Origin of the sequence: Kitasatospora sp. NPDC004614 (assembly GCF_042873675.1) — a bacterium.
In the GTDB taxonomy this organism is placed as follows: Bacteria; Actinomycetota; Actinomycetes; order Streptomycetales; family Streptomycetaceae; genus Kitasatospora.
This window is the reverse complement of the sequence record NZ_JBIALR010000002.1, coordinates 230259-256170: the sequence shown is the minus strand read 5'-3', so window position 1 is coordinate 256170 and position 25912 is coordinate 230259. Positions and strand designations below refer to the sequence as shown.

General features: G+C 73.3%; 21 protein-coding genes and 3 pseudogenes. 7 read left to right on the top strand and 17 right to left on the bottom strand.

Going from position 1 to position 25912, the window contains the following annotated elements; all coding sequences use genetic code 11:
• Positions 1–50: 50 nt before the first annotated feature.
• On the bottom strand, positions 51–1277 hold the full coding sequence (locus ACFYST_RS06610; RefSeq protein WP_387860468.1) for a M64 family metallopeptidase: 1227 nt from the start codon (positions 1275–1277) through the stop codon (positions 51–53).
• 261 nt (positions 1278–1538) lie between these two features.
• Between ACFYST_RS06610 and ACFYST_RS06605 the strand changes: the two genes are divergently transcribed.
• Positions 1539–1832: a helix-turn-helix domain-containing protein gene (locus tag ACFYST_RS06605; protein ID WP_387639725.1), complete on the top strand. Its 294-nt coding sequence runs from the start codon at positions 1539–1541 to the stop codon at positions 1830–1832.
• A gap of 61 nt (positions 1833–1893) precedes the next feature.
• Here the strand turns inward: ACFYST_RS06605 and ACFYST_RS06600 are convergent, their stop codons facing one another.
• The 3 genes from ACFYST_RS06600 to pdhA are packed head-to-tail and all read right to left on the bottom strand — an operon-like array spanning position 1894 to position 5439.
• On the bottom strand, positions 1894–3303 hold the full coding sequence (locus tag ACFYST_RS06600) for a dihydrolipoamide acetyltransferase family protein (protein WP_387860466.1): 1410 nt from the start codon (positions 3301–3303) through the stop codon (positions 1894–1896).
• A gap of 13 nt (positions 3304–3316) precedes the next feature.
• On the bottom strand, positions 3317–4291 hold the full coding sequence (locus ACFYST_RS06595; RefSeq protein ID WP_387639730.1) for an alpha-ketoacid dehydrogenase subunit beta: 975 nt from the start codon (positions 4289–4291) through the stop codon (positions 3317–3319).
• Positions 4291–5439 (bottom strand): pyruvate dehydrogenase (acetyl-transferring) E1 component subunit alpha, encoded by a 1149-nt coding sequence (gene pdhA, locus ACFYST_RS06590; RefSeq protein ID WP_387639732.1) that lies wholly within the window; start codon positions 5437–5439, stop codon positions 4291–4293. Before pdhA ends, ACFYST_RS06595 begins: the two co-directional genes overlap by 1 nt.
• 311 nt (positions 5440–5750) lie before the next feature.
• On the opposite strand from pdhA, the gene ACFYST_RS06585 reads away from it, so the two are divergent.
• Both ACFYST_RS06585 and ACFYST_RS06580 read left to right on the top strand, forming a co-directional pair.
• Entirely contained in the window at positions 5751–6410 is a 660-nt protein-coding gene (locus ACFYST_RS06585; RefSeq protein ID WP_387860463.1) for a response regulator, read from the top strand.
• Between the two features lie 58 nt (positions 6411–6468).
• Entirely contained in the window at positions 6469–7557 is a 1089-nt protein-coding gene (locus tag ACFYST_RS06580; protein WP_387860460.1) for a phosphotransferase enzyme family protein, read from the top strand.
• A 22-nt stretch (positions 7558–7579) separates the two neighbouring features.
• On the opposite strand, the gene ACFYST_RS06575 is transcribed toward ACFYST_RS06580, so the two are convergent.
• The 5 genes and pseudogenes from ACFYST_RS06575 to ACFYST_RS06555 all read right to left on the bottom strand — a co-directional run bounded on the left by ACFYST_RS06575 (position 7580) and on the right by ACFYST_RS06555 (position 13733).
• Positions 7580–9253: a protein kinase gene (locus tag ACFYST_RS06575; RefSeq protein ID WP_387860457.1), complete on the bottom strand. Its 1674-nt coding sequence runs from the start codon at positions 9251–9253 to the stop codon at positions 7580–7582.
• Positions 9254–9454: 201 nt separating this feature from the next.
• Positions 9455–10789 (bottom strand): annotated as a pseudogene (locus ACFYST_RS06570) (protein kinase); the annotation flags it as partial.
• 89 nt (positions 10790–10878) lie between these two features.
• Positions 10879–11490, bottom strand: a complete 612-nt coding sequence (locus ACFYST_RS06565) for a bacterial proteasome activator family protein (RefSeq protein WP_387639740.1) — start codon at positions 11488–11490, stop codon at positions 10879–10881.
• Positions 11491–11578: 88 nt separating this feature from the next.
• A complete protein-coding gene (locus ACFYST_RS06560) occupies positions 11579–12646 on the bottom strand; it encodes a hypothetical protein (protein WP_387860455.1) in 1068 nt (355 codons plus the stop codon).
• 118 nt (positions 12647–12764) lie between these two features.
• Positions 12765–13733, bottom strand: coding sequence for an NAD(P)H-quinone oxidoreductase (locus ACFYST_RS06555; protein WP_387639745.1), 969 nt, complete (start codon positions 13731–13733; stop codon positions 12765–12767).
• Between the two features lie 151 nt (positions 13734–13884).
• Between ACFYST_RS06555 and ACFYST_RS06550 the strand changes: the two genes are divergently transcribed.
• Positions 13885–14991 (top strand): potassium channel family protein, encoded by a 1107-nt coding sequence (locus tag ACFYST_RS06550; protein ID WP_387860452.1) that lies wholly within the window; start codon positions 13885–13887, stop codon positions 14989–14991.
• 44 nt (positions 14992–15035) lie between these two features.
• Here the strand turns inward: ACFYST_RS06550 and ACFYST_RS06545 are convergent, their stop codons facing one another.
• The 4 genes and pseudogenes from ACFYST_RS06545 to ACFYST_RS06530 all read right to left on the bottom strand — a co-directional run bounded on the left by ACFYST_RS06545 (position 15036) and on the right by ACFYST_RS06530 (position 18281).
• Entirely contained in the window at positions 15036–16238 is a 1203-nt protein-coding gene (locus ACFYST_RS06545) for a molybdopterin molybdotransferase MoeA (protein WP_387861098.1), read from the bottom strand.
• A gap of 23 nt (positions 16239–16261) precedes the next feature.
• Positions 16262–16519, bottom strand: a pseudogene (locus ACFYST_RS06540) (DUF6457 domain-containing protein); the annotation flags it as partial.
• A 183-nt stretch (positions 16520–16702) separates the two neighbouring features.
• Positions 16703–17239: pseudogene (locus ACFYST_RS06535) on the bottom strand (molybdenum cofactor guanylyltransferase); the annotation flags it as partial.
• Between the two features lie 52 nt (positions 17240–17291).
• Entirely contained in the window at positions 17292–18281 is a 990-nt protein-coding gene (locus ACFYST_RS06530; protein WP_387860449.1) for an MBL fold metallo-hydrolase, read from the bottom strand.
• A gap of 213 nt (positions 18282–18494) precedes the next feature.
• Between ACFYST_RS06530 and manA the strand changes: the two genes are divergently transcribed.
• Positions 18495–19688, top strand: coding sequence for a mannose-6-phosphate isomerase, class I (gene manA / locus ACFYST_RS06525; protein WP_387640707.1), 1194 nt, complete (start codon positions 18495–18497; stop codon positions 19686–19688).
• On the opposite strand, the gene ACFYST_RS06520 is transcribed toward manA, so the two are convergent.
• Positions 19685–20245 (bottom strand): HD domain-containing protein, encoded by a 561-nt coding sequence (locus ACFYST_RS06520; RefSeq protein ID WP_387860446.1) that lies wholly within the window; start codon positions 20243–20245, stop codon positions 19685–19687. The genes manA and ACFYST_RS06520 overlap by 4 nt on opposite strands.
• 103 nt (positions 20246–20348) lie before the next feature.
• Between ACFYST_RS06520 and ACFYST_RS06515 the strand changes: the two genes are divergently transcribed.
• The gene (locus tag ACFYST_RS06515) at positions 20349–21560 is read left to right on the top strand and encodes a GNAT family N-acetyltransferase (protein ID WP_387860444.1); all 1212 of its coding nucleotides are present in this window, start codon (positions 20349–20351) and stop codon (positions 21558–21560) included.
• 34 nt (positions 21561–21594) lie between these two features.
• Here the strand turns inward: ACFYST_RS06515 and dnaB are convergent, their stop codons facing one another.
• Positions 21595–23103 (bottom strand): replicative DNA helicase, encoded by a 1509-nt coding sequence (gene dnaB, locus ACFYST_RS06510; RefSeq protein WP_387861096.1) that lies wholly within the window; start codon positions 23101–23103, stop codon positions 21595–21597.
• Positions 23104–23687: 584 nt separating this feature from the next.
• Here dnaB and ACFYST_RS06505 point away from each other — a divergent pair.
• Positions 23688–25034, top strand: a complete 1347-nt coding sequence (locus ACFYST_RS06505) for an MATE family efflux transporter (RefSeq protein WP_387860441.1) — start codon at positions 23688–23690, stop codon at positions 25032–25034.
• A 126-nt stretch (positions 25035–25160) separates the two neighbouring features.
• Here ACFYST_RS06505 and rplI read toward each other — a convergent pair whose 3' ends face one another.
• Together rplI and rpsR are read right to left on the bottom strand one after the other, a co-directional pair.
• Positions 25161–25607 carry a 50S ribosomal protein L9 gene (rplI, locus tag ACFYST_RS06500; protein WP_387639760.1) on the bottom strand — a complete coding sequence of 149 codons (447 nt, stop codon included), beginning with the start codon at positions 25605–25607 and terminating at the stop codon, positions 25161–25163.
• Between the two features lie 17 nt (positions 25608–25624).
• The gene (rpsR, locus tag ACFYST_RS06495) at positions 25625–25861 is read right to left on the bottom strand and encodes a 30S ribosomal protein S18 (RefSeq protein ID WP_030457605.1); all 237 of its coding nucleotides are present in this window, start codon (positions 25859–25861) and stop codon (positions 25625–25627) included.
• Positions 25862–25912: the final 51 nt, after the last annotated feature.

Genomic DNA, 25912 nt, shown 5'->3' with positions numbered 1-25912 from the left:
ACCTTTTGGTCAGGGTACGAACCTGGCGGGAACCCGCCGCGCGGCTCCGCTCAGTCGGTGATCGTCCAGCTCACCGTCCGGGTCATGTACTGGGCGCGGAACGCCTCGTCGCGCACCCAGTCGGTGGTGTCCTGGACGGTCGCGGTGACGGTGTGCCGGTGACCGGGCGTCAGCGCGAGCGCTCCGGTGTCCAGCCAGGTGCCGTCCGCGGTGCCGGCGTCCACCGGCTTCCCGTCCAGCGACCAGGTGATCTGCAACTGGCGCGGGCCGGTCAGGGCCAGCGGCCGCACGTGCAGTTTGGGCCGGCCGGTCACCTGCCCGGCGGCCGGTTCGGGGTCGTCGGTGGGCTTCACCCGGCGGTACAGCTGCTCGATGATCGCCTCCCGGGACGGCAGGTTGTACGTCCCGCCGAGGGTGCGCATCACCGAGTCCTCGGTCGGCCGGTACAGCCCGTTCGCGCTGCGGAAGGCGCCCACCGGGCCGCCGCCGTCCGGGGAGACCGCGCCCAGCCAGCGCCACCACTTGACCTTCTCGCGCGCCATCTCCTCGGCGTCCACCGGGGAGAGGTTCGGGTAGTCCGGGTCGCTCGGGGCGGTGTCGTACTCGTCGCCCAGCAGGCCGACGGTGTGGCCGATCTCGTGCTGGATGATCCGCCCGGCGTCCGGGCTGCCGCCGGCCAGCGTGGTCACCCCGGTGCCGCCGGCCCCGCCGTACTCGGTCGAGTTGGCCAGCGCTATCAGGTACTGCGGGCCCTCGCCCTGCCCGGCCCAGCGGGCGGTGGCGTCCTCGTCCGCGCACAGCAGGCGGGCGGTGCCCTCGCACCAGAAGTGCATGCCCAGCGGGGTGACGGGCGACTTCCCGGCGCTCTCGCTCTCGGCTATCCCCGACACCGGGGACACCACGTCCACCCGCCGTATGTTGAACAACCCCTGGTAGGTGCGGAACGGCTCGATGTCCAGCAGTGCGTGCCAGGCCCGGTCCGCCTGCTCGTGGAACAGCTGCAGCTGGGCCTCCGTGTAGCCGTCGCCCAGCAGCACCAGGGTGATCCGGTTGGCCGGATCGCCGGAGGTCCGCAGGTCCACGGCCGGCGCGCCGGGGGCCCGCAGGTCGGGACGGGCCGCGGGCGGCGCGGCCCGGTCCGGGCCCGGCAGCGGCGGGCCGATGACGGTGGACGGCGAGGGTGAGGCCAGCTCCACCACGACGGGCAGCACGGCGGCGGCGGCCAGCACCAGAGCGGCCGCGGAACGCATCACGGGGCCGGGAGCACCAGGCGGCATACGCGGGAATCCTCGCTGCGACGACACCCGGCCTGACTGCGCGGGTGGCTGGTCGCACAGACGTACCCATCGCGGTCCCCGGCCCGGCGCGGGCGGCGCGAAACTCCCTCGGGCGGCGTAATGCGCGGCGCGCCCCCGGAGGGCCTCGAAAATCACCGGAGAATCACCGGACGAGAACGATCGGAGCAGTCAATTCCATATGCCCGCAGCGGAGTTGGAAACCGCGAACGATCCGCCGCCGGGCGGGATACCCTGCCGAACGTGAACCACCTGGGGGGAAAGGCGACGGACATGGAGATCGGGCCGGACACGGACCCACGCGGGGCATTCGGACAGGCCCTGCGGACACTTCGGCAGGGGGCCCGGCTCACCCAGCAGGAGCTGGCCGTCAAGGCGGGCCTGGGCATCCGCACGCTGTCCGACCTGGAACGCGGCACCGCCGGCCCGCGCCCGGCCACCGCCGCGCTGCTGTCCGCCGCGCTCGGCCTGGACCGGCCGGGCACCGAGGCCTTCCACACCCTGGCGCACGCCGCCTGGCGGACCGCCAGAGGCTAGGGTCCCTGAAAAACCGCCGGCCCCGCTCCGCGAACGGAACGGGGCCGGCGGCCGGGGCGGATCAGCCCCAGGTGATCAGGCGCTTCGGGTACTCCAGGATCGCGGCGACGTCCGCCAGCACCTTGGAGCCGAGCTCGCCGTCCACCAGCCGGTGGTCGAAGGACAGCGCCAGCGTGGTGACCTGGCGCGGCACCACCTTGCCCTTGTGCACCCACGGCAGATCCCGCACCGCGCCGAAGGCCAGGATGGCGGCCTCGCCGGGGTTGAGGATCGGGGTGCCGGTGTCGACGCCGAACACGCCGACGTTGGTGATGGTGACGCTGCCGCCGGACATGTCCGCCGGGGAGGTCTTGCCCTGCCGCGCGGTCTCCACCAGCTCGCCGAGCGAGACGGCCAGCTGGGAGAGGGTCTTGGCGCCGGCGTCCTTGATGTTCGGGACGATCAGCCCGCGCGGGGTGGCCGCGGCGATGCCGAGGTTCACCGCGCCCCTGATCACGATCTCCTGGGCGGCCTCGTCCCAGCTGGCGTTGATCTCCGGGTGCCGCTTGATCGCGGTGAGCAGCGCCTTGGCGACCAGCAGCAGCGGGCTGACCCGCACCCCGGCGCCGAGTTCGCCGCTCTCCTTGAGCTTGCGCACCAGCTTCATCGTCCGGGTCACGTCGACCTGGACGAACTCGGTGACGTGCGGCGCGGTGAACGCCGAGGCCACCATCGCCTGCGCGGTGGCCTTGCGGACGCCCTTGACCGGGACCCGGACGTCCCCGGAGGCGGTCGCCACCGGGAGGGCAGCCTGCTCGGCGACCGGCTCGGCGACCGGCTCGGCGACCGGCTCGACGACCGTCTGGGCGGCGGTGGCGGCGGCGTGCACGTCCTCGCGGGTGACCACGCCGTTCGGGCCGGTGGGCCGCACGGTGCGCAGGTCGATGCCGAGGTCCTTGGCGAGCTTGCGCACCGGCGGCTTGGCCAGCGGGCGCTCGCCCTCCGCCACGACGACCACCGGAGCGACCGGGGCGGCCGGAGCGACGGGCGCGGGGGCCGCGACCGGAGCCGCCGGGGCGGCGGCAGGCGCCGCGCCGTTGGTGCGGCGGGCCCGGCGCTGCACCGAACCGGTGCGCGGGCCGTAGCCGACCAGCACCTCGCGGCGCTCGGGCTCGGTCTCCGCGGCGGGCGCGGCAGCGGCGGCCGGAGCGGGAGCGGCCTCGGCCGGGGCGGCCCCGGCGACGGCCACCGCGATGATCGCGGTGCCGACGTCGACGGTGGCGCCCGCCGGGAAGTGCAGCGCCTCGACCACGCCGGTGAACGGGATCGGCAGCTCGACCGCGGCCTTGGCGGTCTCCACCTCGCAGACGACCTGCCCGTCGGTGACGGTGTCGCCCGGCTTGACGTACCAGGTGAGGATCTCGGCCTCGGTGAGTCCCTCGCCCACGTCGGGCATCTTGAACTCGCGGAGCGCGGTGGTTCCGTTGGTCATCTTCGTTCCCCGCTCAGTACGCGAGCGCGCGGTCGACGGCGTCGAGCACACGGTCGAGGTCGGGCAGGTAGGTCTCCTCGACCCGCGACGGCGGGTACGGGGCGTGGTAGCCGCCGACCCGCAGGATCGGCGCCTCCAGGTGGTAGAAGCAGCGCTCGGTGAGCCGGGCGGCGAGCTCCGCGCCCAGGCCGAGGAAGACCGGGGCCTCGTGCACGACGATGCCGCGGCCGGTGCGCTTGAGGGACTCCTCCAGGGTGGGGAAGTCGATCGGCGACAGCGAGCGCAGGTCGACGACCTCCAGCTGGCGGCCGTCCTCCTCGGCGGCCTTCGCGGCCTCCTGGCAGACCTTCACCATCGGCCCGTAGGCGATCAGCGTGGCGTCGGTGCCGGGCCGGACGATGCGCGCCGAGTGCAGCGGCAGCATCGGGTCCTCGCCGACCTCGCCCTTGTCCCAGTAGCGGCGCTTGGGCTCCAGGAAGATCACCGGGTCGTCCGACTCGATGGCCTGGCGCAGCATCCAGTGCGCGTCGTGCGCGTTGGACGGGCTGACCACCCGCAGGCCGGCGGTGTGCGCGAAGTACGCCTCGTGCGACTCGCTGTGGTGTTCCACCGCGCCGATGCCGCCGCCGAACGGGATGCGGACGGTGACCGGCATCTTGACGTGGCCGAGCGCGCGGGCGTGCATCTTGGCGAGCTGGGAGACGATCTGGTCGAAGGCCGGGTACACGAAGCCGTCGAACTGGATCTCCACCACCGGGCGGTAGCCGCGCAGCGCGAGGCCGATGGCGGTGCCCACGATGCCGGACTCGGCGAGCGGGGTGTCGATCACCCGGTCGTCGCCGAAGTCCTTCTGCAGGCCGTCGGTAATTCGGAAGACGCCGCCGAGCTTTCCGATGTCCTCGCCCATCAGGACGGTCTTCGGGTCGCTCTCCAGCGACTTGCGGAGCGCGTCGTTGAGCGCCTTGGCAATGCTGAGCTGACCGGCCATCAGTGGTGCTCCCCACCCTCGAAGGAGGCGGCGTACGCCTCGTACTCGGCGCGTTCCTCGTCCACCAGCGGGTGCTGCTCGGTGTAGACGTGGTCGAAGATCAGGGTCGGGTCCGGGTCCGGCATCGAGCGGACGCCCTCACGGACGCGCAGGCCCAGCTTCTCGCTCTCGGCCTCGACCTCGGCGAAGAACGCCTCGTCGGCGAGGCCCTCCTTTTCCAGGTGGGCCTTCAGCCGCAGGATCGGGTCCTTGGCCTTCCAGGACTCGGTCTCCTCGGTCTGCCGGTAGCGGGTCGGGTCGTCGGAGGTGGTGTGCGCGCCCATCCGGTAGGTGAACGCCTCGACCAGCACCGGGCCCTGGCCGGTACGGGCGTGGTCCAGCGCCCAGCGGGTGACCGCGAGGCAGGCCAGCACGTCGTTGCCGTCGACCCGGACGCCGGGGAAGCCGAAGCCGGAGGCGCGGCGGTACAGCGGGATGCGGGTCTGCACGGTGGTGGGCTCGGAGATCGCCCACTGGTTGTTCTGGCAGAAGAACACCACCGGCGAGTTGTAGACCGAGGCGAAGGTGAAGGCCTCGTTGACGTCGCCCTGGCTGGAGGCGCCGTCGCCGAAGTAGGCGATCACCGCGTCGTCCGCGCCGTCCTTGGTGATGCCCATCGCGTAGCCGGTGGCGTGCAGGGTCTGCGCGCCGATCACGATGGTGTAGAGGTGGAAGTTCTTCTCGTTCGGGTCCCAGCCGCCGTTGTTCACGCCGCGGAACATGCCGAGCAGGTTCAGCGGGTCGACGTCGCGGCACCAGGCCACGCCGTGCTCACGGTAGGTGGGGAAGGCGTAGTCGCCGGGGCGCATCGCCCGGCCGGAGCCGACCTGGGCGGCTTCCTGGCCCAGCAGCGAGGCCCACAGGCCGAGTTCGCCCTGCCGCTGGAGTGAGGTGGCCTCGGCGTCGAAACGCCGCACCAGTACCAGGTCCCGGTAGAGCGCCCGCAGCTCCTCGGGTGTCACGGTGAGCGGGAAGTCCGGGTGCTCGACCCGGTCGCCCTCCGGGGTGAGCAGCTGGACGAGCTCCGGTGCTGCGGAGCCGGCACTGGCTTTGTCAGGGACGCCGGGGGCGGCCTTCTTGCGCGCCCTCGCCGTGCTTTTGACGGTCACGTTCACTCCCTCGGTCTGTCCGGCCGCCCGGGGTCGCCAGGTGGCCGGTCCGGTCGCCCTCCCGGCTTGCGCGCGTGGGTGTGCGCGCAGTACGGGCAGGCGGTGTTCCCTTTCCGACGGCGTCCCTCACGAGAACGTTACCCAGCGGCACCCCTTGGCGCTCTTGCGCTAGGACGTCCTAGTTGTTCTCCGGTGGGGAAACCGCCGCTGTGACGCGGCTAACCTCCCGGTCAGGACACCAGCGCACGGTATCCGGGCGCGGCCCGCTGCGAAAGGGGGTAACGCCCATCGATTTGTGCGAGGCTTTGCAAATGACTGATAACGGACATATCAGGGTATTTCTCCTCGATGATCACGAAGTGGTCCGTCGAGGCGTGCACGAGCTCCTCTCGATCGAGGGTGACATCGAGGTGGTCGGCGAGGCCGGCATGGCCGCCGAGGCGCTCAACCGGATTCCGGTGGTCCACCCCGATGTGGCGGTGCTGGATGTCCGGCTTCCCGACGGAAACGGGGTCGAGGTGTGCCGGGAGATCCGCTCCCGGTACCCGTCGGTGAAATGCCTGATGCTCACCTCCTTCTCCGACGACGAGGCGCTGTTCGACTCGATCATGGCGGGGGCCTCCGGATATGTCCTGAAAGCGATCCGCGGCACCGACCTGCTCTCCGCGGTCCGCGACGTCGCGGCCGGCAAATCCCTGCTCGACCCGGTCGCCACCAGCCGGGTGCTGGCCCGGCTGCGCGACGGTGGCGAGAAGGAGGACGAACGAATCGCGCAGTTGACGAAACAGGAGCGCCGCATCCTCGATCTGATCGGCGAGGGGATGACGAATCGGCAGATCGGCAATGAGCTGCACCTGGCCGAGAAAACCGTAAAAAACTACGTCAGCAGCCTGCTGGCGAAGATGGGCATGGAGCGCCGGACCCAGGTCGCCGCGTACGTCGCGCGCCGCCGGACGGACCCGCAGCACTGAGATCACGCCGAACACGGTGTGTCAAGTCGCTATCACGCCGAGTAATACGCTCTGCTCCGTGACGTACGGTCAGACCATCTCCCTCGCGCCGGCCCGCCCGGACGCCACCGCCCCTCCCATCGGCACTCTCAGCCCCCCGGTGGCGCACGCCGCCGTGGCCGGGGTCCTGCGCTCCTACCGCACCGCGCCGCCCGGCGCGGTGGTGCCGGTGGCGGAAGGACTGCTCAACCGCGGCTACCGGATCGCGGCCGCCGACGGCGCCGAATACTTCCTGAAGTGCTACGTCGACCGGGCCACCGCCCACAAGCCCGCGATCCTCCGCCAGCACCGCGCCACCGCCGGCCTGGCCGCGCTCGGCCTCCCGGTACCGCCGCCGCTCACCAACCGGGACGGCCGGACCGTCACCGCGTACGGCGGCCGGCTGTTCGCGCTCTACCCGTGGGTGCCCGGCAGCCACCGGCACGGCACCGAACTCGCCCCCGCCCGGTGCGGCGAACTCGGCACCCTGCTGGGAGCACTGCACGGCGCACTCCACGAGGTCTGCGCCCCCCTGCGGCAGCCGGACCGGGTGCTCAGCGCCGAGGTCCAGGAGACCGAGCGGATCGTCCTCGAGCTGCGCGACCAGGCCCGCGCCCACCGCCCCTACGGGCCGTTCGACCGGCTCGCCGAGCAGCGCCTGACCGAGCGGCTGGACCTGCTCGCCACGCACCGGCACCGCCGCCCCGGCCCGACCGCCGCACCGCCCACCGGCTGGACCCACGGCGACTTCCACGGCCTGAACCTGCTCTACCGGGGCGACGCCGTCAGCGCCGTCCTGGACTGGGACAAGCTCGCCCCGCACCCGGTCGCCGAGGAGGCGGTACGGGCCGCCACGCTGCTGTTCAACGACCGCACCACCGGCGTCCTCGACCTGGTCCGGGTCCGGCACTGGGCCCGCGCCTACCGGGCCACCGGCGCCGCGGACGCCGAACAGGTCGCCGCCGCGGTCCACCGGGTCTGGTGGGAGCGGCTGAACGACCTGTGGATGCTGCAGTGGCACTACCAGCGCCGCGACCACCGGGCCGACCCGCTCTTCCCGGCCTCCGCCGGGCAGCTCACCTGGTGGTGCCAGGACTACGAGCAGGTCATGGACGCGTTCGCCAACTGACCTGCCGCGCCCCGTCCTCCGCTCAGCCCGTCAGCTGCGCCCCGGCGCCCGGGCTGGTGCTCGGCTTGGGCACCGCGGGGGTGCTGGAGGTCGGGCTGGGCGGCGGCGAGCTCTTCTCGCCGGACGCACTCGCCGAGGGTGACGGCTTCGTCGAGTGCGACGGGCTGGCCGAGGCGGAGCCGGAAGGGCTGGCCGAGCTGGAGGCGCTGGCCGACGGCGACCAGCTCGGCTGCTCGGTCTGGCGGCCGGTGCCCTGGCTGCGGGTCGGCGGGGCGCTGGTGGGGTGCTCCGACTGCTCGCCGGGGGACGGGGTGCTGGTGGAGTGCACCGGCGTCTTCGAGTCCTGGTCTGTGGACTTGTGGTTGCCCCCGTTCGCGGTCAGCGCCAGCGCCACCCCGATGGTGGCGGCCAGCACCAGGGCGACCGCGCCCAGTACCAGGCCCCACGGGTTGCGGCGGCGCCGCTCCTCCACGTCCTCGCCGCCGTGGTCCCCGCCGCCGACGGCCGGGTACGCGCGGGCGGGCGTCTGGTAGCCCGAGGCCATCGGGTACGGCAGCGCCTCGGTCCGGGCGGCAGGGTCGCCGAGGGCGCCGAGCACCGTGGTCGGCGCGGACGAGCCGCCCGGCGGGGTGCTGTCCCAGCCGTCGGCCCCGAGGACCGCCGTCTCGGCCGCCGGGTAGCCCCCGGCGGCCGCGCCGTGCAGCTGCCGCAGCGCGTGCTGCACGTGGGCGCGGAACTCGTCGGCGCTCTGGAACCGGTCGTCCGGGTTCTTCTCCAGCGCCCGCAGCACCAGCGCGTCCAGCTGCGGCGGCACCCGGTCGTTCACCCGGGACGGCGGCACCGGCGCGTCCTGGACGTGCTGGTACACCACCGACAGCGGGGTCTCGCCGACGAACGGCGGCCGCAGGGTGAGCAGTTCGTACAGCATGCAGCCGGCCGCGTACAGGTCGGAGCGGTGGTCGACGGCCTTGCCGAGGGCCTGCTCCGGCGACAGGTACTGCGGAGTGCCCATCACCATGCCGGTCTGCGTCATGGTGGTGGCCGCGCCGGTCAGCGCGCGGGCGATGCCGAAGTCCATCACCTTGACGGCGCCGCCGTTGGTGATGATGACGTTGGCGGGCTTGATGTCCCGGTGCACGATCCCGTGCTGGTGGCTGTACGCCAGTGCCTCCAGCACTCCGGCGGTGATGATCAGCGCCTGGTCGACCGGCGGCGCCTCCTCGTCCACCAGCAGCTCGCGCACCGTGCGGCCCTCGACCAGCTCCATCACGATGTACGGGGTGGACTCCCCGCCGTGGTGCTCCTCGCCGGTGTCGTAGACCGCCACGATCGAGTGGTGGTTGAGCGCGGCCACCGAGTGTGCCTCACGGGTGAAGCGCAGCCGGGCGGTGTCGTCCTCGGCGAGTTCGGAGCGCAGCAGCTTGACCGCCACGGTGCGGCCCAGCCGGAGGTCCTGGGCGGCGAGCACCTCGGCCATGCCGCCGCGGCCCAGCCGGCCGGTCAGCCGGTAGCGGCCGTCACCGACGGTGGAGAGGGGAAGCGCGCCGCCCCGCCCGGAGGTGGCCGACCCGACCGGCAGTGCCTCGGTCGGTCCGGTGATCTCGGCGGCCCGGCCGTCGTCCTCGTCCCGCGCGTACTGCGCCGGAACGTCCCGCTGGTCCGCCCGGCCGTCGTCCGGTCGTTCGCTCTGACCCATCGCTCCTCGCCCCGGGCATTCGCTCGGCGCGCGTTCGCCCTGTCGGTTCCGTCCTCAGAACGCTACCGTCTCGCGCGCTCCGACGTGGCACGGGAGGGCCGGTGCGGGGCTCACAGCGAACTCTGCGAGCCCGCTCCGAAGGGGAGTTCGAGCACGGAGCAGGGCCCGGGATCAGTAGGTCGAGGTGCTCGCTCCGGCCGCCGCGATCGACACGATGATGATCGCAAGGATGATCACACCGACAATCACACCGACCACGATCAGCGCGGTCGAACAGCCGTTGCTGTTGTTCGCCGGCGGCGGGTACGCCATCGGCCCCGTTGTCATTGGCCCCGTCATCATCGGACCCGGCATCGGCGGCCCGGGCATCGGTTGCGGGAACGGCGGCGGCGTGGTCTGCGGGAAACCCTGCTGGAAGTGCGGTTGCGGGAACGGCTGCGGCGTCTGCGGCGCCTGCGGGAACGGCGGCGGGGTCTGCGGGAACGGCTGCGGCGTCTGCCCGTACGGCGGCGGCGTCTGCGGCCCGGGCACCGGCTGGTACGGCTGCGGCGGCGGAGTGCCACCGTTCACCGGCGGGAAGTTGGTCAGCGACGGCGCGGCATGCACCGACCGCGGCCCCTCGCCGATCACCAGCGGAGTCGACGCCTGCAACGGCGTACCGCCCTGCTCCCCCGCCGCGACCCGCTCGACCTCCTCGCGCATCGCCTCCGCCGACGGGAACCGGTGCGCCGGGTCCTTGCGCAGCGCCTGCGCCACCAGCCCGTCCACCGCGGGCGTGACCGCCCCGTTCAGCGTGGACGGCGCCGGCGGGGTCTCCTGCACGTGCTTGTACGCGATCGAGAACGCCGAATCGCCGTCGAACGGCAGCTGCCCGCTGAGCAGCTCGAACAGCATGCAGCCCACCGAGTACAGGTCGGACCGGGCGTCCACGCTCTTGCCGAGCGCCTGCTCCGGCGACAGGTACTGCGGGGTACCGACCACCATGCCGGTCTGCGTCATCGACGTCACCCCGGACTGCAGGGCGCGCGCGATGCCGAAGTCCATCACCTTGACGACGCCCTTGGTGGACACCATCACGTTCGCCGGCTTGATGTCGCGGTGCACCAGCCCCTGGTCGTGCGAGGCCTCCAGCGCCGACAGCACCGCCGCGGTGATCTTCAGCGCCTGCTCGGTCGGCATCGCGCCGCGGGTGGTCACCTGCTCGTCCAGCACGTCCTTCAGCGAACGGCCCTCGACGAACTCCATGACGATGTACGGCGTCGCCGTCCCGTCCGGACCGACGTCCTCACCGGAGTCGAACACCGAGACGATGTTGGTGTGCTGAAGCCGGGCCACCGCCTGCGCCTCGCGCCGGAACCGCTCCTTGAACGAGGCCTCCCGGCCCAGCTCGGTGTGCAGCGTCTTCACCGCGACCTGACGGTCCAGCACCGTGTCGTACGCCAGATGAACGGCCGCCATGCCGCCCTGCCCGAGCAACCGCTGCAGCACATACCGGCCGTGGCCGAGCGAGTGGCCCTCGGTGGTGCCCTCAGTCATGGTCCCAGCTCCCCCTCGGCGCGCCGTACTTCCGGACAGGGGCCAGGGTAGCGGTTCGGGGCCGCGCCGCAGCGCGGCCCCCGAGACCGCTACAGGTAGGGGCCGGAACGCATACCGCGGCCGGGGACCGGCTCGTCCAAGTCCCCCTCCGCACCGTGCAGTCCCGGCGGAAGCGCCCGCCGCATCTGCTCCAGCTGCGCCCGCGCAGCCATCTGCTGGGCGAACAACGCGGTCTGGATGCCGTGGAACAGGCCCTCCAACCAGCCCACCAACTGCGCCTGGGCGATGCGCAGTTCGGCCTCGGTCGGGATGACGTCGTCGGCGAACGGCAGCGACAGCCGCTCCAGCTCCTCGACCAACTCCGGCGCCAGGCCCAGCTCCAGCTCCTTGATCGAGCTGGCGTGAATGTCCTTCAGCCGGGCCCGGCTCGCCTCGTCCAGAGGCGCCGCCCGCACCTCCTCCAGCAACTGCTTGATCATGCTGCCGATCCGCATCACCTTCGCCGGCTGCTCGACCATCTCGGTCACCGGCAGCTCACGCGGCTCGTCGTCGTCGTCGCTCCGGCCGAGCCCGCCGACCGGCGCGGTGCCCACCGCCATGCCGTCCGGTCCGACGATCAGCACCTTCGGACTGTCCTCGGACTTCCCGCTCGACGCCTGGTGAGGCTCCTGCTGCGACCGCTCGTTCATCGGGTTGGTCATAGCTCCTTCATATGCTTCGTCCACCGCGGAGGTCAACGCGCCTGGTATCCGGATCGTCCCACCCGGCGGCTACCCGCGTCGCACGGCATCACCGCCGGCGCAGCTTCATTCCGACCAGGCCGAGGCCCAGTCCGATCATGCCCAGTCCGACGCCCAGCGGCAGCTGATTCGCGGACTGATCCCCCGACCCGAGCGGCCCCACCGGCACCACCGGGCCCACCGGCGGCGCCCCGCCCGCGACCACCGAACCGTCCGCGCCCGCCCCGGCGCCCGGCTCCGCCGGGGGCTCGAGCACGTCCTCGTCGCGCCCCCCGGCCCCGTCCGCCCCGCCCTGCGCACCCGCCCCGGGGGCGGCCTGCTGCCCACCGCCCCCGCCCGGCGGGTCCGTCGACGGGTCTGGCTGCTTCGCGGCAGGGGTCGGGGCCTGGACCGGGGCTTGGGTCGAAGCTTGGGTCGGGGCTCGGCCCGGGGCTTGGGTCGCGGCCTTGGGCGGGGTCGAAGCCGGGGCGTGGACCGGGGCCGGGGCCGGGGGCATCACCGGCCGGTGGTGGTGCGCCCACCCGGGCCGGCCCGGCTCCGGGCTGCTCGTCGGGGCGCCGGGAGGCTCCTCTCGCGACGGCGACGGGGGCTCGGCCGAAGGTTCCGCAGACGGCGACGGCTCTGCGGCGGCGGACGGCGCCGCGGCGGGCATCGGTGTGCGGGACGGCGCGGCCGGTCCAACGGGGACGGGGGTACGGCTCGGAGTGGGGCTCGGCGAGGCGGCGATCCGGGTCGCGCTCGGGACGGCGGGCACCGGGACCGGAACCGGCACGGGGACGGCCGGGGCCGACGGGGCGGTCGCGGATATCGCGCCGTCGGTCGGCGCCGCCGGCTGCACGGACTGCCCGGCCGCGACGGCCCGGGCGATCCGCTCCGCCGCCTGCCCGCGCGCGGCGTCGAACTCCGCCTGCGCCTGCTCCCTCGCGGCGTCCAGCCGCGCCTGGGTCTGCTCACGGGCATCACGGGCATCGGCCGCCGGATCGACGGCGAAGACGGGGGCGGCCAGCAGCAGCGGCAGCGCCAGGCCGGTCAGCGCCGCTCTGCGGAGCAGCACGCCGGGGCGGGCGGTGGGGGTGCGGCGCGGGGCCGGGGGCACGAGGCGGCGGCGAGCGAGCATCGAAAGCAGGTCCTCCCGACGGCCGTCCGCACCGAGGTGCGGACGGAGGCGGAACAGCTTCCCACCAGACTCACACACCCGGACATTACGGGCATTTCCGCCGCCTCGGGCCCCGGGATCACACCTCCAGGACGACCTTTCCGACCTGGGTACCGGCCTCGACCACGCGGTGCGCCTCGGCGGCGTCGGTGATCGGCAGAACCCGGTCCACCACGGGCCGGACCACGCCCGCCTCGACCAGCGGCCAGACGTGCTCGCGCACCGCCGCGACGATCGCCGCCTTCTCGGCGAGCGGCCGCCCGCGCAGGTTGGTGGCGATCACGGCGGCGCGCTTCGACAGCAGGGTGGCCAGGTTGAGCTCGGCCTTGATGCCGCCCTGCATGCCGATCACCACCAGCCGGCCGTTGACCGCGAGGGCGTCCACGTTCCGCTGCAGGTACTTTGCGCCCATGATGTCGAGGATGACGTCGGCCCCGCCGAGCGCGGCGATCTCGGCGACGAAGTCCTGCTTGTTGTAGTCGATCAGCACGTCCGCGCCGAGTTCGGCGCACCTGGCGAGCTTCTCCGGGCTGCCGGCGGTGACCGCGACCCGGGCACCGACCGCCTTGGCCAGCTGGATCGCCATGGTGCCGATGCCGCTCGCCCCGCCGTGCAGCAGCACCGTCTCGGCGGGGCGCAGGTGCGCGACCTGGAAGACGTTCGACCACACGGTGCAGGCCACCTCGGGCAGCGCGGCGGCCTCCACCAGCGTCAACCCCTTCGGAACCGGCAGCAGTTGACCGACCGGCACGGCAACCTGCCGGGCGTAACCGCCGCCGGCCAGCAGCGCGCACACCTCGTCGCCGACCGACCAGCCGGCCACGCCGGGGCCGAGCGCGGCGATCCGGCCCGAGCACTCCAGCCCCGGGTAGGGCGAACTGCCGGGCGGCGGATCGTAGAAGCCCTGACGCTGCAGCAGATCGGCCCGGTTGACCGCGGTGGCGGCAACCTCGACCAGCACTTCGCCGGCCGCCGGAACGGGATCGGGCACCTCGGCCCAGACCAGCTGTTCGGGACCACCGGGCTCGGGAATCGTGATGGCTCGCATGGCCGCCACGCTACGCCTCCGCCTTTGGGGCACCCCTTCCCCCCGCCGTCAACCGGCAGTCCGTCAAGGGCCGGCACCGGCACTGGACAGGGTGGCGACACTCCGCCCCCGGGGTCGGTCGGTGACGTCCGCACCCCTCATTCTTGTGCCTGTGTCGAACTCCAACCCGCCCACCGACCCGGGTGCCCGGCCGTCCCGTCTGACGCTCAGTCGTTTCCGGGACCAGGGCGCCGAAGACACCGACCCCGCCCGCCGGATCGCCCTGCCCGCCCGCCGCACCCGCCCACCGACGCGGCAGGTCGGCCGCCGCCTGCTGCTGGCCCTGGGCGTGCTGGTGGCGACCACGCTGATCGTCTACGCCGACCGCGGCGGCTACAACGACAACGCGAACAGCTCGGTCAGCTTCCTCGACGCGGCGTACTACGCCACCGTCACCCTCTCCACCACCGGCTACGGCGACATCACCCCGGTGAGCGACAGCGCCCGGCTGGTGAACATCTTCGTGATCACGCCGCTCCGCGTGGTCTTCCTGATCATCCTGGTCGGCACGACTCTCGAAGTGCTCACCGAACGCACCCGCCTGCAGTGGCGGATCGAACGCTGGAGGCACACCGTGCGGGACCACACCGTCGTCATCGGCTACGGCACCAAGGGCCGCAGCGCCGTGGACACCCTGCTCGGACAGGGCGTCCCGAAGGACTCCATCGTGGTGGTCGACCCGCAGGCCCGGGCCATCGACCAGGCCACCCACGACGGCCTGGTCGGCGTGCTCGGCGACGCCACCCGCACCGCGACCCTGATGCGCGCCGAACTGCCCCGCGCCGCCCAGGTGGTGGTCGCCCCCGAACGCGACGACACCGCCGCACTCATCACCCTGACCGCCCGCCAGCTCAACCGCGGCGCCACCGTGGTCGCCGCCGTCCGCGAGGACGAGAACGCCCCCCTCCTCCGCCAGAGCGGCGCCGACGTCGTGGTCACCTCCTCCAGCTCGGCCGGCCGCCTGCTCGGCATGTCGATGCTCAGCCCCAACGCGGGCGCCGTCATGGAGGACCTGCTCACCTACGGCAACGGCCTGGACGTCGCCGAACGCCCCGTCACCAAGGCCGAAGCCGGCCTGAGCCCCCGCGAACTCCCCGACCTGGTGGTGGCCGTGGTCCGCGGCCGCCGGGTCCTCAACTACACCGAACCGGAGGCGGCCGTCCTCCAGCTCACCGACCGCCTGATCGTCATCAAGCCGGGCGCCCCCATCCCGTCCTGACCCACCCGGTTCCACGGTTCCACGTGAAACATCCGCCCGACCGGTCAGGGCAACGGCAGCACCTCGGCGTGCTCCCCCGCCGCCAGGCCGCCGGGCGGGACCACGGCCAGGGCTTCCGCCCGGGCCAGGCCGCGCAGCATCGCCGGGCCGTCGTGCGGCAGTGGGGCGAGGCCGGACGGGGTGTGCCGGACGGGGTGCAGGCGGGTGTCCGTCGGGTGTCCGGGGAGCGCGGCGGCGAGCGGGCCGGTCGAGACGGCGGAAGTTCGTCCGGACAGGGCGTGCAGCAGCGGCAGCGCGAGCGTGACGGTGCCCGCGACGGCCGCCAGCGGATTGCCCGGCAGGCCCACCAGGTGTCGACCGCCCGGCAGCGCCGCCAGCAGCATGGGATGCCCGGGCCGCACCGCCACCCCGTCCACCAGCAGGTGGCCGCCGGTGGCCTCGAGCGCGGCATGCAGGAAGTCCACCGGCCCGGCGGCCGTCCCGCCGGTGGTGAGCACCAGGTCGGCCGGCGAGTGCCGGACCGCGTCCCGCAGCAGCCCGAAGTCGTCCCGGACGTGGCGGCTTCCCAGCAGTTCGGCCCCGGCGGCGGCCAGCCAGGGCGGCAGCAGCGGACCCAGCGCGTCCCGCACCCGGCCCGGCGCGGGCAGCCCCGCCGTCAGCAACTCGTCGCCCAGCACCAGCAGTTCGACGGTCGGACGGCGGCGCACTGCCAGCAGGTCGTGCCCGGACGCGGCCGCCAGGCCGAGCACCGCCGGCGTCACCGGCAGCCCGGCGGGCAGCAGTTCCTCGCCCCGTCGGCACTCCTGCCCGCGCGGCCGGACGTCCTGGCCCGGGCCGACCTCGCCGCGCAACTGGGCCGTGCCGTCCGGGAGTTCGGCCACCCGCCCGCGCTCGCGGCGGAGCACCCCGGTGGCGCCGGACGGCAGCTGGGCGCCGGTGGCGATCACCACCGCCGCGCCGTCCGCCAGTGGGGCGCAGTCCTGGCCCGCCAGCACCCGGCCGGACAGCCGCCACGGCCCCGGCCCGGCCACCGCCCAGCCGTCCATCGCCGACGTGTCGAACGCGGGCAGGTCGGTGAGCGCGGCCAGCGGCTCGGCGAGGGTCCGCCCGGCCGCGACCGCCAGCGGCACCCGCTCCACCGGCAGCGGACGCGCCGCCGCCCACGCGGTACGCCGGGCCACCGGCCACGGGCACCCGCGCAAGGTGGCCGCACCCGGCGACAGCACCGGTTCGCCGACCGGATCCACCGTCCCGCTGCCCGCCCCGCCGTTCACCGCTCCGCCGGACCGTCCGTCTCGGCGGCCCAGCGCTCCGCCAGGGCCGTCGCCTTCGCCGACGCCTCGGCCACCGCCGCCGCCCCACCACCGTTCAGCGCCGCCGCGTACCCCACCAGGAACGCCGTCAACGGCGCCGCCGGGCGCTCCACCCCGTGCGCAACCACCCGGGTCATGTCCAACAGGCCCCGGACGTCCACCGCAAGGTCCAGCCCCAGCTCGGCCGCGGCCGCGGCCATCCACTCGTCCAATGTGCGCTCCATGACGCCCATGCTGCCCGATCCCGGCTGCCGCAGGCCGCTTCCCCCGGCAGCGCCACGCAGCGCACCTCCCGCCGCACCGACGACACCCGGTGCGCTGCGGCGGGCCCCCGCACCTCGCCCGGGACATGCCCCGGGTGCGCCGAGCGCCCGCCGGCCTCAGCGTTCCCCCGCCGCCCGCTGCCGGGCCGCCGCCAGCTCCTGCGGGGTGTCGCAGTCGAAGGACGCGCCCGCCGGGTCGGGCACCCGCACCAGGCGCAGGCCGCCGGTCAGGGCGCGCAGGGGGCGGCCGGCCGGGTCGGGCAGTGCGGCGAGCTTGCGCCGCAGCGCGGCGGTGCGATAGGCGGCGGCCAGCGGCTGGTCGCGGCCCTCGGCGTCTACCAGCAGGGCCCCGTCGGCGTCACCGACGGCGGCCAGCAGCCGCTCCACCGTCGTGGTGTCCAGGAACGGCAGGTCGGCGGCCAGCAGCAGCACCAGTGGCGACGTCACCTCGGGCACCGCGGTGGCCACCGCCGCCAGCGGGCCGCCGCCGGGCGGGTCCTCACGCAGCCAGTGCACGCCGGGGTGCTCGGTGGGCCGCGACGGGCCGACCACCAGAACGTGCCGGGCCCCCGCGCAGGCCGTCAGCACCCGGTCCAGCAACGGGCGGCCGCCGACCGTGAGGGCCGGCTTGTCCACGCCGCCGAGCCGCCGGCCCGCCCCGCCTGCCGCCACCACCGCGTCGTACACCGCGTCGTCCTGCGTCACCCGGGCAGTATCGCCGCTGTCACCGCTCGTCGTCGCCCTCGGAGCCCTCGGAGCCTGCAGCGCCCGCATCGTCCTCGTCGCTCTCCTCGACGATCTCCGCGTCGATGATGCCGTTCTCCTCCTGCCCGACCTCCGGCACCGCCGCGTCGACGCGGCCGACGTTCGCCGCCGCGCCGAGTTCCAGGATGGCCGGCAGGGTCAGGCCGCCGTAGCGCTCGTTCACCGCGTTGGCCAGTGCCTCCGCGTCCCGGGGGTGGTCGGCCAGGGCCTCGTCGAAGTCGCGCAGGTAGGTGGCGGTGAAGCCGAGTACCCGGTGTGCCGCGTCGTCCATGCCGGGGGCGCGGTGTCCGGCGATCACCCGGTCCACGGCCAGGTCGGCGATCCGGTTGAGGTTGTGCGACCACTGGCCGCGTGCCGCCGGGTCGGTGTCGGCCGTCCACACGTGGGTGCCGTTGTAGACGAAGTCGCCCGCGATGACGGTGTGGATGCTCGGCAGGTAGACCGCCGTGGAGCCGGCGCAGTCTGCCTGACCGAGCGGCAGCACCCGGATCAGCTGACCGTCGATCATCAGAGGCTGCGGCAGCAACGGGGCGGGCAGCAGCGGCTGGTCGGGGATGTCGTCGCCGTAGACCGGCTTCCACTGCGCGACCTTCGCCGCGGCGGTCCGCGCGATGCCGTCCACCACCGAGGGCGCGGCCAGCAGCTGCGCGGCGGGGAACAGCCGGAGCACCTCGTCCGCGCCGAAGTAGTGGTCGGGGTGCTGGTGGGTGATGACGATCGCCAGCAGCTGCCGGCCCTTGCCGGCGATCCACTCCGCGAGTTGCCGGCCCGCGCTGCGGGTCAGCTGGGCGTCCACCAGGATCGCCGTGTGCTCGCCCATGATCAGGCTGGAGGTGGCGAAGAACGCGCTCTCCGGGCCGGTGAACACCTCGACCTCCAGCGGGCGGAAGGACGGCGCGGCACCCGCCCCACGGCCCTCGGCGTTCTCGTCGGGCGGTGACGCGGTCACGGTTGCTCCCCTGGTCGGTGTTCGGTGGCGGGACCGATCGGCCCCGGTTACCGTCCACCCTCTCCCGGAACCCCCCTCCGACGCCGGGTAGGCACGCCCAGCAGAGTGATCACCTGGCACCATCGGACGGCCGGCTGCGTCAGCTATTGTCGGTGGTCCTCGCGCACCGGCCACCGCAGCGCACGCATGTCCGCACGCATCTTGGAGTACTTGATGGACCGGCTCGACAACACCGTCCGCGACTACGCCTGGGGTTCGGCCACCGCCATCCCCGAACTGCTCGGCCGACCCGCCACCGGTGAGCCGCAGGCCGAACTGTGGATGGGCGCCCACCCCGGCGCACCCTCGGTGATCGACCGCGGCAACGGCCCGGTGCCGCTCGACCGGGTGATCGCCGCCGACCCGGCGGCCGAGCTGGGCGCCGCCGCCGTCGCGCAGTTCGGGCCGACGCTGCCGTTCCTGCTGAAGGTGCTGGCCGCCGCCACCCCGCTGTCCATCCAGGCCCACCCCACCCGCGCCGAGGCCCGGGCCGGCCACGCCGACGAGGAGCAGCGCGGCGTCCCCGCGAACGCGCCGCACCGCAACTACAAGGACGACAACCACAAGCCCGAACTGATCTGCGCGCTCAGCGAGTTCGAGGGCCTGTGCGGTTTCCGGGCGCCCGCCGACGCGGCCGACCTGATGGCCTCGCTGGAGGTGCCTGGGCTGGAGCCGCTGATCGACCTGCTGCGCACCAAGCCGGAGGCCGAGGCGCTGTCCGGCGCGCTCGCCGAGGCGCTCGCGCTGACGGACGAGCAGGGCCGGGCCACCGTGGACGCCGTGGCCCGCGCCGTCACCGCCGCCGCCCCGTCCGACCCGACGGGCGCGATGGCCGGCTACGCCTTCGCCGCCGCCGAGTACCCCGGCGACCGCGGCCTGGTCGCCGCCCTGCTGCTCAACTACGTCCGCCTGCAGCCCGGCGAGGCGCTCTACCTCGGCGCCGGCCTGCCGCACGCGTACCTGCGCGGTACCGGCGTGGAGATCATGGCCAACTCCGACAACGTGCTGCGCTGCGGGTTCACCCCGAAGCACGTGGACGTTCCCGAGCTGATGAAGGTGGTGGGCTTCGAGAGCGGCAGCCCCGAGATCCTCCGCCCCGAGCCCGGCGCGGACGGCGAGCGGCTCTACCCGGTGCCGATCGACGAGTTCCGGCTCTCCCGCTACGACCTCGCCGAGCAGCCCGCCGTGCTGCCCGGCGACGCCCCGCAGATCCTGCTCTGCACTGCCGGCACCGTCGAACTCGCCTCCGGCGCACAGACGTTGACGCTCCACCAGGGCGAGTCGGCGTTCCTGCCGGCGAACGGCGCCGAGACCACGCTGACCGGCCCGGGCGCGAGCGTCTTCCGCAGCACCGTCACGCTGGCCTAGGCCGTCGGGAAGAGCGCCTGGTGGGCCAGGCGCTCTTCCGCACCGTCGCCGATCGCGGTGAGCAGTTCGTCCAGTGCGAGGAACTGCTCCCACCGCTCGCCACCGCCGGCCCGGACCAGGGCGGCGACCAGCAGGTCCTCCAGGTCCGGGACGCGCCTGTTCTTCCACACCTTGTCGGCCAGGGACACCAGCAGGTCCTCAACTCCGCTGTCCGGGCCCCACGTTGCGTGGCCGGCCGCGAAGCGGGCCAGCTCCGGGGCGACACCCGCCGCCAGCAGCAGCTCCCGTCCGGCCGGCTCGTGCGCCGATCCTGGGCCGGACAGCTCCGCGCGGTGCAGGGCCTTCCCGATGTCGTGGGTGGCCGCGCCGAACAGCACCGCCGCCCGGTTGAACTCCAGCCCCGGGCAGTGCTCCGCCGACCAGTCCACCAGCCGCACCGCCACGTCGTGCACCAGCCGCAGGTGCGCCACCAGCCGCGGCGGCGCGGCCAACTCGGCCAGCAGCAGCGTCACTTCGTCCGGCAGCGGGCACAGTCGCAGTTCGTCGTCGTCGCTCACGGCGGGCGAGGCTACCAGCCGCAAATTCGCTTGACCCAGCAGTGGGCCGCCGCTTGCACTTGGGCGGGCATCTGGCCGACAAGCGCGGGGAGGCAGCACAGCCATGGAGATTCGTTCCACCACCGAGAAGGACCTCGACGTCTTCGTCGACACCGTTTTCGCCGCGTTCGGGAAGCACCCGACCACACCGGCCGAGGACGGCACCGGCGTCTGGTGGTCGGCACTCGAACCCGAGCGCGGGCTGCTCGCCGTCACCGAGGAGGGGCGGCCGGTCGGCACCTCGTGCGCGTACTCCTTCGAGCTGACGCTGCCCGGCGGGGCGACCGTGCCGGTGGCCGGCATCAGCTGCGTCGGCGTGCTGCCCACGCACCGGAGGCAGGGCGTGCTCACCGCGATGAAGCGCCGCCAACTGGCCGACCTGCGCGAGCGCGGGGAGATCATGTCGGTGCTGCTGGCCTCCGAGGCGGTGATCTACCGGCGGTTCGGCTACGGCCCGGCCACCTACACCCGGCGGCTGACCGTACCCCGGCACCGCGCCGCGCTCACCCCGCCGCGGGCCGGCCAGGAGCCCACCGGCACCGTCGAACTGCTCCGGCTCAGCGACTGCCGCGAGCTGGTGGAACAGATCTACGACCGCTACCGCCGCACCCAGCCCGGCGCGATCTCCCGCCCGCCCCGCTGGTGGGCCCGGAAGGCGGGCCACGCCCCGACCGGCCCGGACCAGCGCTATATCGCCCTCCACCGGGACGCCGACGGCACCCCGGACGGGTACGCCAGCTACTCCCTCGACGACTCGCTCGCCATGCTGGTCGACGAGACCATCGCACTCGACGACGCCGCGTTCACCGCGCTGGCCCGCTGCCTGCTCGGCCACGACCTGGTCACCGACGTCGCCTTCCGGCACTTCCCGCCCGGCCACCCGCTGCGCTGGCAGCTGACCGACTTCAACGCCGGCACCATCAGCGGGGACACCGACTGGCTCTGGGTCCGGCTGCTCGACATCCCGCGCGCCCTCACCGCCCGCGCATGGTCCGCGGACGGCGAACTCGTCCTCGACGTCGACGACCCGTTCCTGGGCGAACACACCCGCCACCTGCTGACCGTCCGCGACGGCCGCGCCGAATGCACCCCCACCGACCGCGAGCCCGATCTCTCCATGGACATCAGCGACCTCGGCTCGATCTACCTCGGCGGCACCACCCCGACCACCCTCGTCCGAGCCGGCCACATCCGCGCCCACCACCCGACCGCCGCCACCCAGGCCGACGCCATGTTCCGCGCCGAACGCGAACCGCACTGCCTGCACTGGTTCTGACGGCGCGCCGCCCCGGGCAGGCCCCGACCGCCCGTCAGGTCACGTCGCGGGTCATGTCCACGAAGCGCGAGTAGTGGCCCTGGAAGGCGACGGTGATGGTGGCGGTCGGGCCGTTACGGTGCTTGGCGACGATCAGGTCCGCCTCGCCGGCCCGGGGGGACTCCTTCTCGTAGGCGTCCTCGCGGTGCAGCAGGATGACCATGTCGGCGTCCTGCTCGATCGAGCCGGACTCACGCAGGTCGGAGACCATCGGCTTCTTGTCGGTGCGCTGTTCGGGGCCACGGTTCAGCTGGGACAGCGCGATCACCGGGATCTCCAGCTCCTTCGCCAGCAGCTTCAGGTTTCGGGACATGTCCGAGACCTCCTGCTGGCGGCTCTCGGCCCGCCGCGAGCCGCCGGCCTGCATCAGCTGGAGGTAGTCGATGACCACCAGGCGCAGGTCGTTGCGCTGCTTCAGCCGGCGGCACTTGGCCCGGATCTCCATCATCGACAGGTTCGGCGAGTCGTCGATGTACAGCGGCGCCGCGCTCACCTCGGGCATTCGGCGCGCGACCCGCGTCCAGTCGTCGTCGGTCATGTTGCCGGACCGCATGTGGTGCAGCGCGACCCGCGCCTCCGCCGACAGCAGGCGCATGGCGATCTCGTTGCGGCCCATTTCGAGCGAGAAGATCACGCTCGGCAGGTTGTTGTGGATCGAGCAGGCGCGGGCGAAGTCCAGCGCGAGGGTGGACTTACCCATGGCGGGGCGGGCCGCGATGACGATCATCTGGCCGGGGTGGAGGCCGTTGGTGAGCTGGTCGAAGTCGGCGAAGCCGGTGGGGACGCCGGACATCTGGCCGGACCGGGAGCCGATCGCCTCGATCTCGTCGAGGGCGCCCTCCATGATGTCGGCCAGCGGGGCGTAGTCCTCGTTGGTGCGCTGCTCGGTGACGGCGTAGATCTCGGCCTGGGCCTGGTTGACGATGTCGTCGACGTCGCCCTCGGCGGCGTAGCCCATGCCGGCGATCCGGGTGCCGGCCTCGACCAGACGACGCAGCACGGCGCGCTCGTGGACGATCTCGGCGTAGTACTCCGCGTTGGCCGCGGTCGGGACGGAGTTGACCAGGGTGTGCAGGTAGGACGCGCCGCCGACACGGACCAGCTCGCCGCGTTTGGTGAGCTCGCCGGCCACGGTGATCGGGTCGGCGGGCTCGCCGCGGGCGTACAGGTCGAGGATCGCGCCGTGGATCAGCTCGTGGGCGGGCCGGTAGTAGTCGGCGGGCTTGAGCACCTCGACGACGTCGGCGATGGCGTCCTTGGAGAGCAGCATGCCGCCGAGCACGGACTGCTCCGCCGCCAGGTCCTGCGGGGGGACGCGCTCGAAGCCCTCGGCGCCGCCGAGGCCGGCCTCGCCGTCGCGGTCGCGCCGCTCGCCCTTGCCGGGGAAGCGGTCGCCCTTGCCGCCGCCGTCCCGACGCTGGAAGCCCCCGCCGCCGCCCTGCCCGCCGGAGCCGCCGCCGGCGTTGTTCGAACGGCGGGTGGCGGGCAGGCGGTCGCCCGGCATGTCGGGGAAGGCGTCGAGCGGGAAGGCGTCGTCGGACGGCTGCCAGTCGTCCTCCGGGGGCGGAGGGGCGTCGTGGTCGTCGTACTGGGGGCCGGTCACGCGTGTTCCCCGATCAGCGGTTGGTGCGAGTTGGTGCGGGCCTGTCCGGTGCTGGCGCCCTGTCCTTCATACGCCACCGAGCGTCTTTCATACGCCACCGAGCCGACAGTTCCGGCTGCGTGCGGGGCGGTGTCGCGCGGCCACCGGGGTCTGGTCCGGAGCCACGGTACGGGGGGCCGGGCGGTTCCTCCAAGACGGTTATCCACAGGGCATGTGGACAACTCTCCGCAGCCTGTGGAGAACCCCCGGAAAGCTGTGCACAACCCTGTGGACACCGCTGTGGATAACCACACGATCGCCCCGGTGTCAACTCGCTGACCTGCGATTACCTCATCCACTGCCTGTGCATGAGAAATTCTTCACACAGCCGGGGACAAGACCGCCCAGCTGTTCGATCTGCCGTTCGATCCGCCGTCCGTCCACAGGTCCGGTAAGAGACAAAACCCACTAGCGATCATTACCTGTGGATGAGTAGGGTGGACACCATGCCAGCGACGCCCACCCGTCCCGCTCCCGCGGCCGAACCCCGCCGCCACGACCGCGAGATACTCGCCCTCGCCGTCCCGGCGTTCGGCGCGCTGGTCGCCGAACCGCTCTTCCTGATGGCCGACTCGGCGATCGTCGGCCACCTCGGCACCGCCCAGCTGGCCGGCCTCGGCATCGCCTCCGCCGCGCTCACCACCGCCGCCGGAATCTTCGTCTTCCTGGCCTACGCCACCACCGCCGCGGTCGCCCGCCGGATCGGCGCCGGCGACCGCCGGGCCGCCGTCCAGCAGGGCATCGACGGGATCTGGCTGGCCCTGATCCTCTCCGCCGGCATGGTCGTGCTCACGCTGGCCCTCGCCCCGCAGGCCGCCCAACTGCTCGGGGCCTCCCCCACCGCCCTCCCGTACGCCGTCACCTACCTGCGGATCAGCGCCCTCGGCGTGCCCGCGATGCTGCTGGTGCTGGCCGCCACCGGCGTGCTGCGCGGCTTCCAGGACACCCGCACCCCGCTGCTGGTGGCGATCGGCGGGTTCGGCGCCAACCTGCTGCTCAACCTGGTCCTGGTGTACGGCGCCGGCCTCGGGGTGGCCGGCTCCGCCTGGGGCACCGTGATCGCGCAGAACGCGATGGCCGCCGTGTACGTGGCCGTGGTGGTCCGCGGCGCCCGCCGGGAGGGTGCCGGGCTGCGGCCCGACCTGGCCGGCATCAAGGCCTCCGCCCGGGCCGGCGGCCCGCTGATGGTGCGCACCCTGAGCCTGCGCGCCGCCCTGCTGCTGGCCACCGCGGTGGCCGCGCGCCTGGGCGACGGCGAGATCGCGGCCCACCAGATCACCATGACCATCTGGTCGTTCATGGCCTTCGCGCTGGACGCCGTGGCGATCGCCGGGCAGGCCATCATCGGCCGCTACCTGGGCGCCGGCGACCTGCCGGGCACCCGGGCGGCGACCCGCCGGATGATCGAGTGGGGCGTCGGCGCGGGCCTGGTGCTGGGCCTGCTGATGGTGCTGGCCCGGCCGCTGTACATCCCGCTGTTCACCGACGACCCGACGGTCCGGGCGCAGCTGTCCACCGTGCTGCTGCTGGCGGCGCTGACCCAGCCGATCGGCGGCGTGGTGTTCGTGCTCGACGGCGTGCTGATGGGCGCCGGCGACGGCCGCTTCCTGGCCTGGGGGATGCTGGCCGCCCTGCTGCTCTTCGCCCCCGCCGCCCTCGCGATACCGGCGCTGGGCCTGGGCCTGGCCGGGCTGTGGTGGGCGATGAACCTGTTCATGCTGGGCCGGGCCGCCGTCCTGACCGGCCGGCTCCGCACCGGCCGCTGGATGGTGACCGGCGCCGTCCGGGCGTGAACCCACGCAGGCACGACGAAGGCGCAGGCCTTCACACGCACGACGAAGGCGCAGGCCTTCACACGCACGGCGAAGGGGCCGGACTCCGAGTGGAGTCCGGCCCCTTCGTCAGCTGTGCAGCCGAGATCAGGCAGCGACGACGGCGACGTCGAGGTTGGCCTGAACGTCCGAGTGCAGCTTGACCGAGACCTTGTGGGTGCCCACGGTCTTGATCGGCGAGCCGATCGCGACGGCGCGCTTGTCCACGGCCGGGCCGTTGGCGGCCTTGATGGCCTCCACGACGTCAGCCTGGGTCACCGAGCCGAACAGGCGGCCGGCCTCGCCGGAGCGAACGGCCAGCTTGACCTGCAGGCCCTCGAGCTTGGCCTTGACCTCGTTGGCGGCCTCGAGGGTCTGGATGGCGTGGATCTTCCGGGCGCGACGGATGGCGTCGACGTCCTTCTGACCGCCCTTGGTCCAGCGGATGGCAAAGCCACGCGGGACCAGGAAGTTGCGGGCGTAGCCGTCCTTGACCTCGACGACCTCGCCGGCGCTGCCGAGGCCGGGGACCTCGTGAGTGAGGATGATCTTCATTGTTCGGTCACCCTCTCTTAGCGCGTGGTGGAGGTGTAGGGCAGCAGGGCCATCTCACGGCTGTTCTTCACGGCCGTGGCGACGTCACGCTGGTGCTGGGTGCAGTTGCCGGTGACCCGGCGGGCACGGATCTTGCCGCGGTCGGAAATGAACTTCCGCAGCAGGTTCGTGTCCTTGTAGTCCACGTAAGTGGCCTTGTCCTTGCAGAAGACGCAAACCTTCTTCTTCGGCTTGCGAGCAGGCGGCTTCGCCATTGTGTGCTCCGTTAAGTACGAGATCTGTCAGCGTTTGCGGACCCGCGAGGG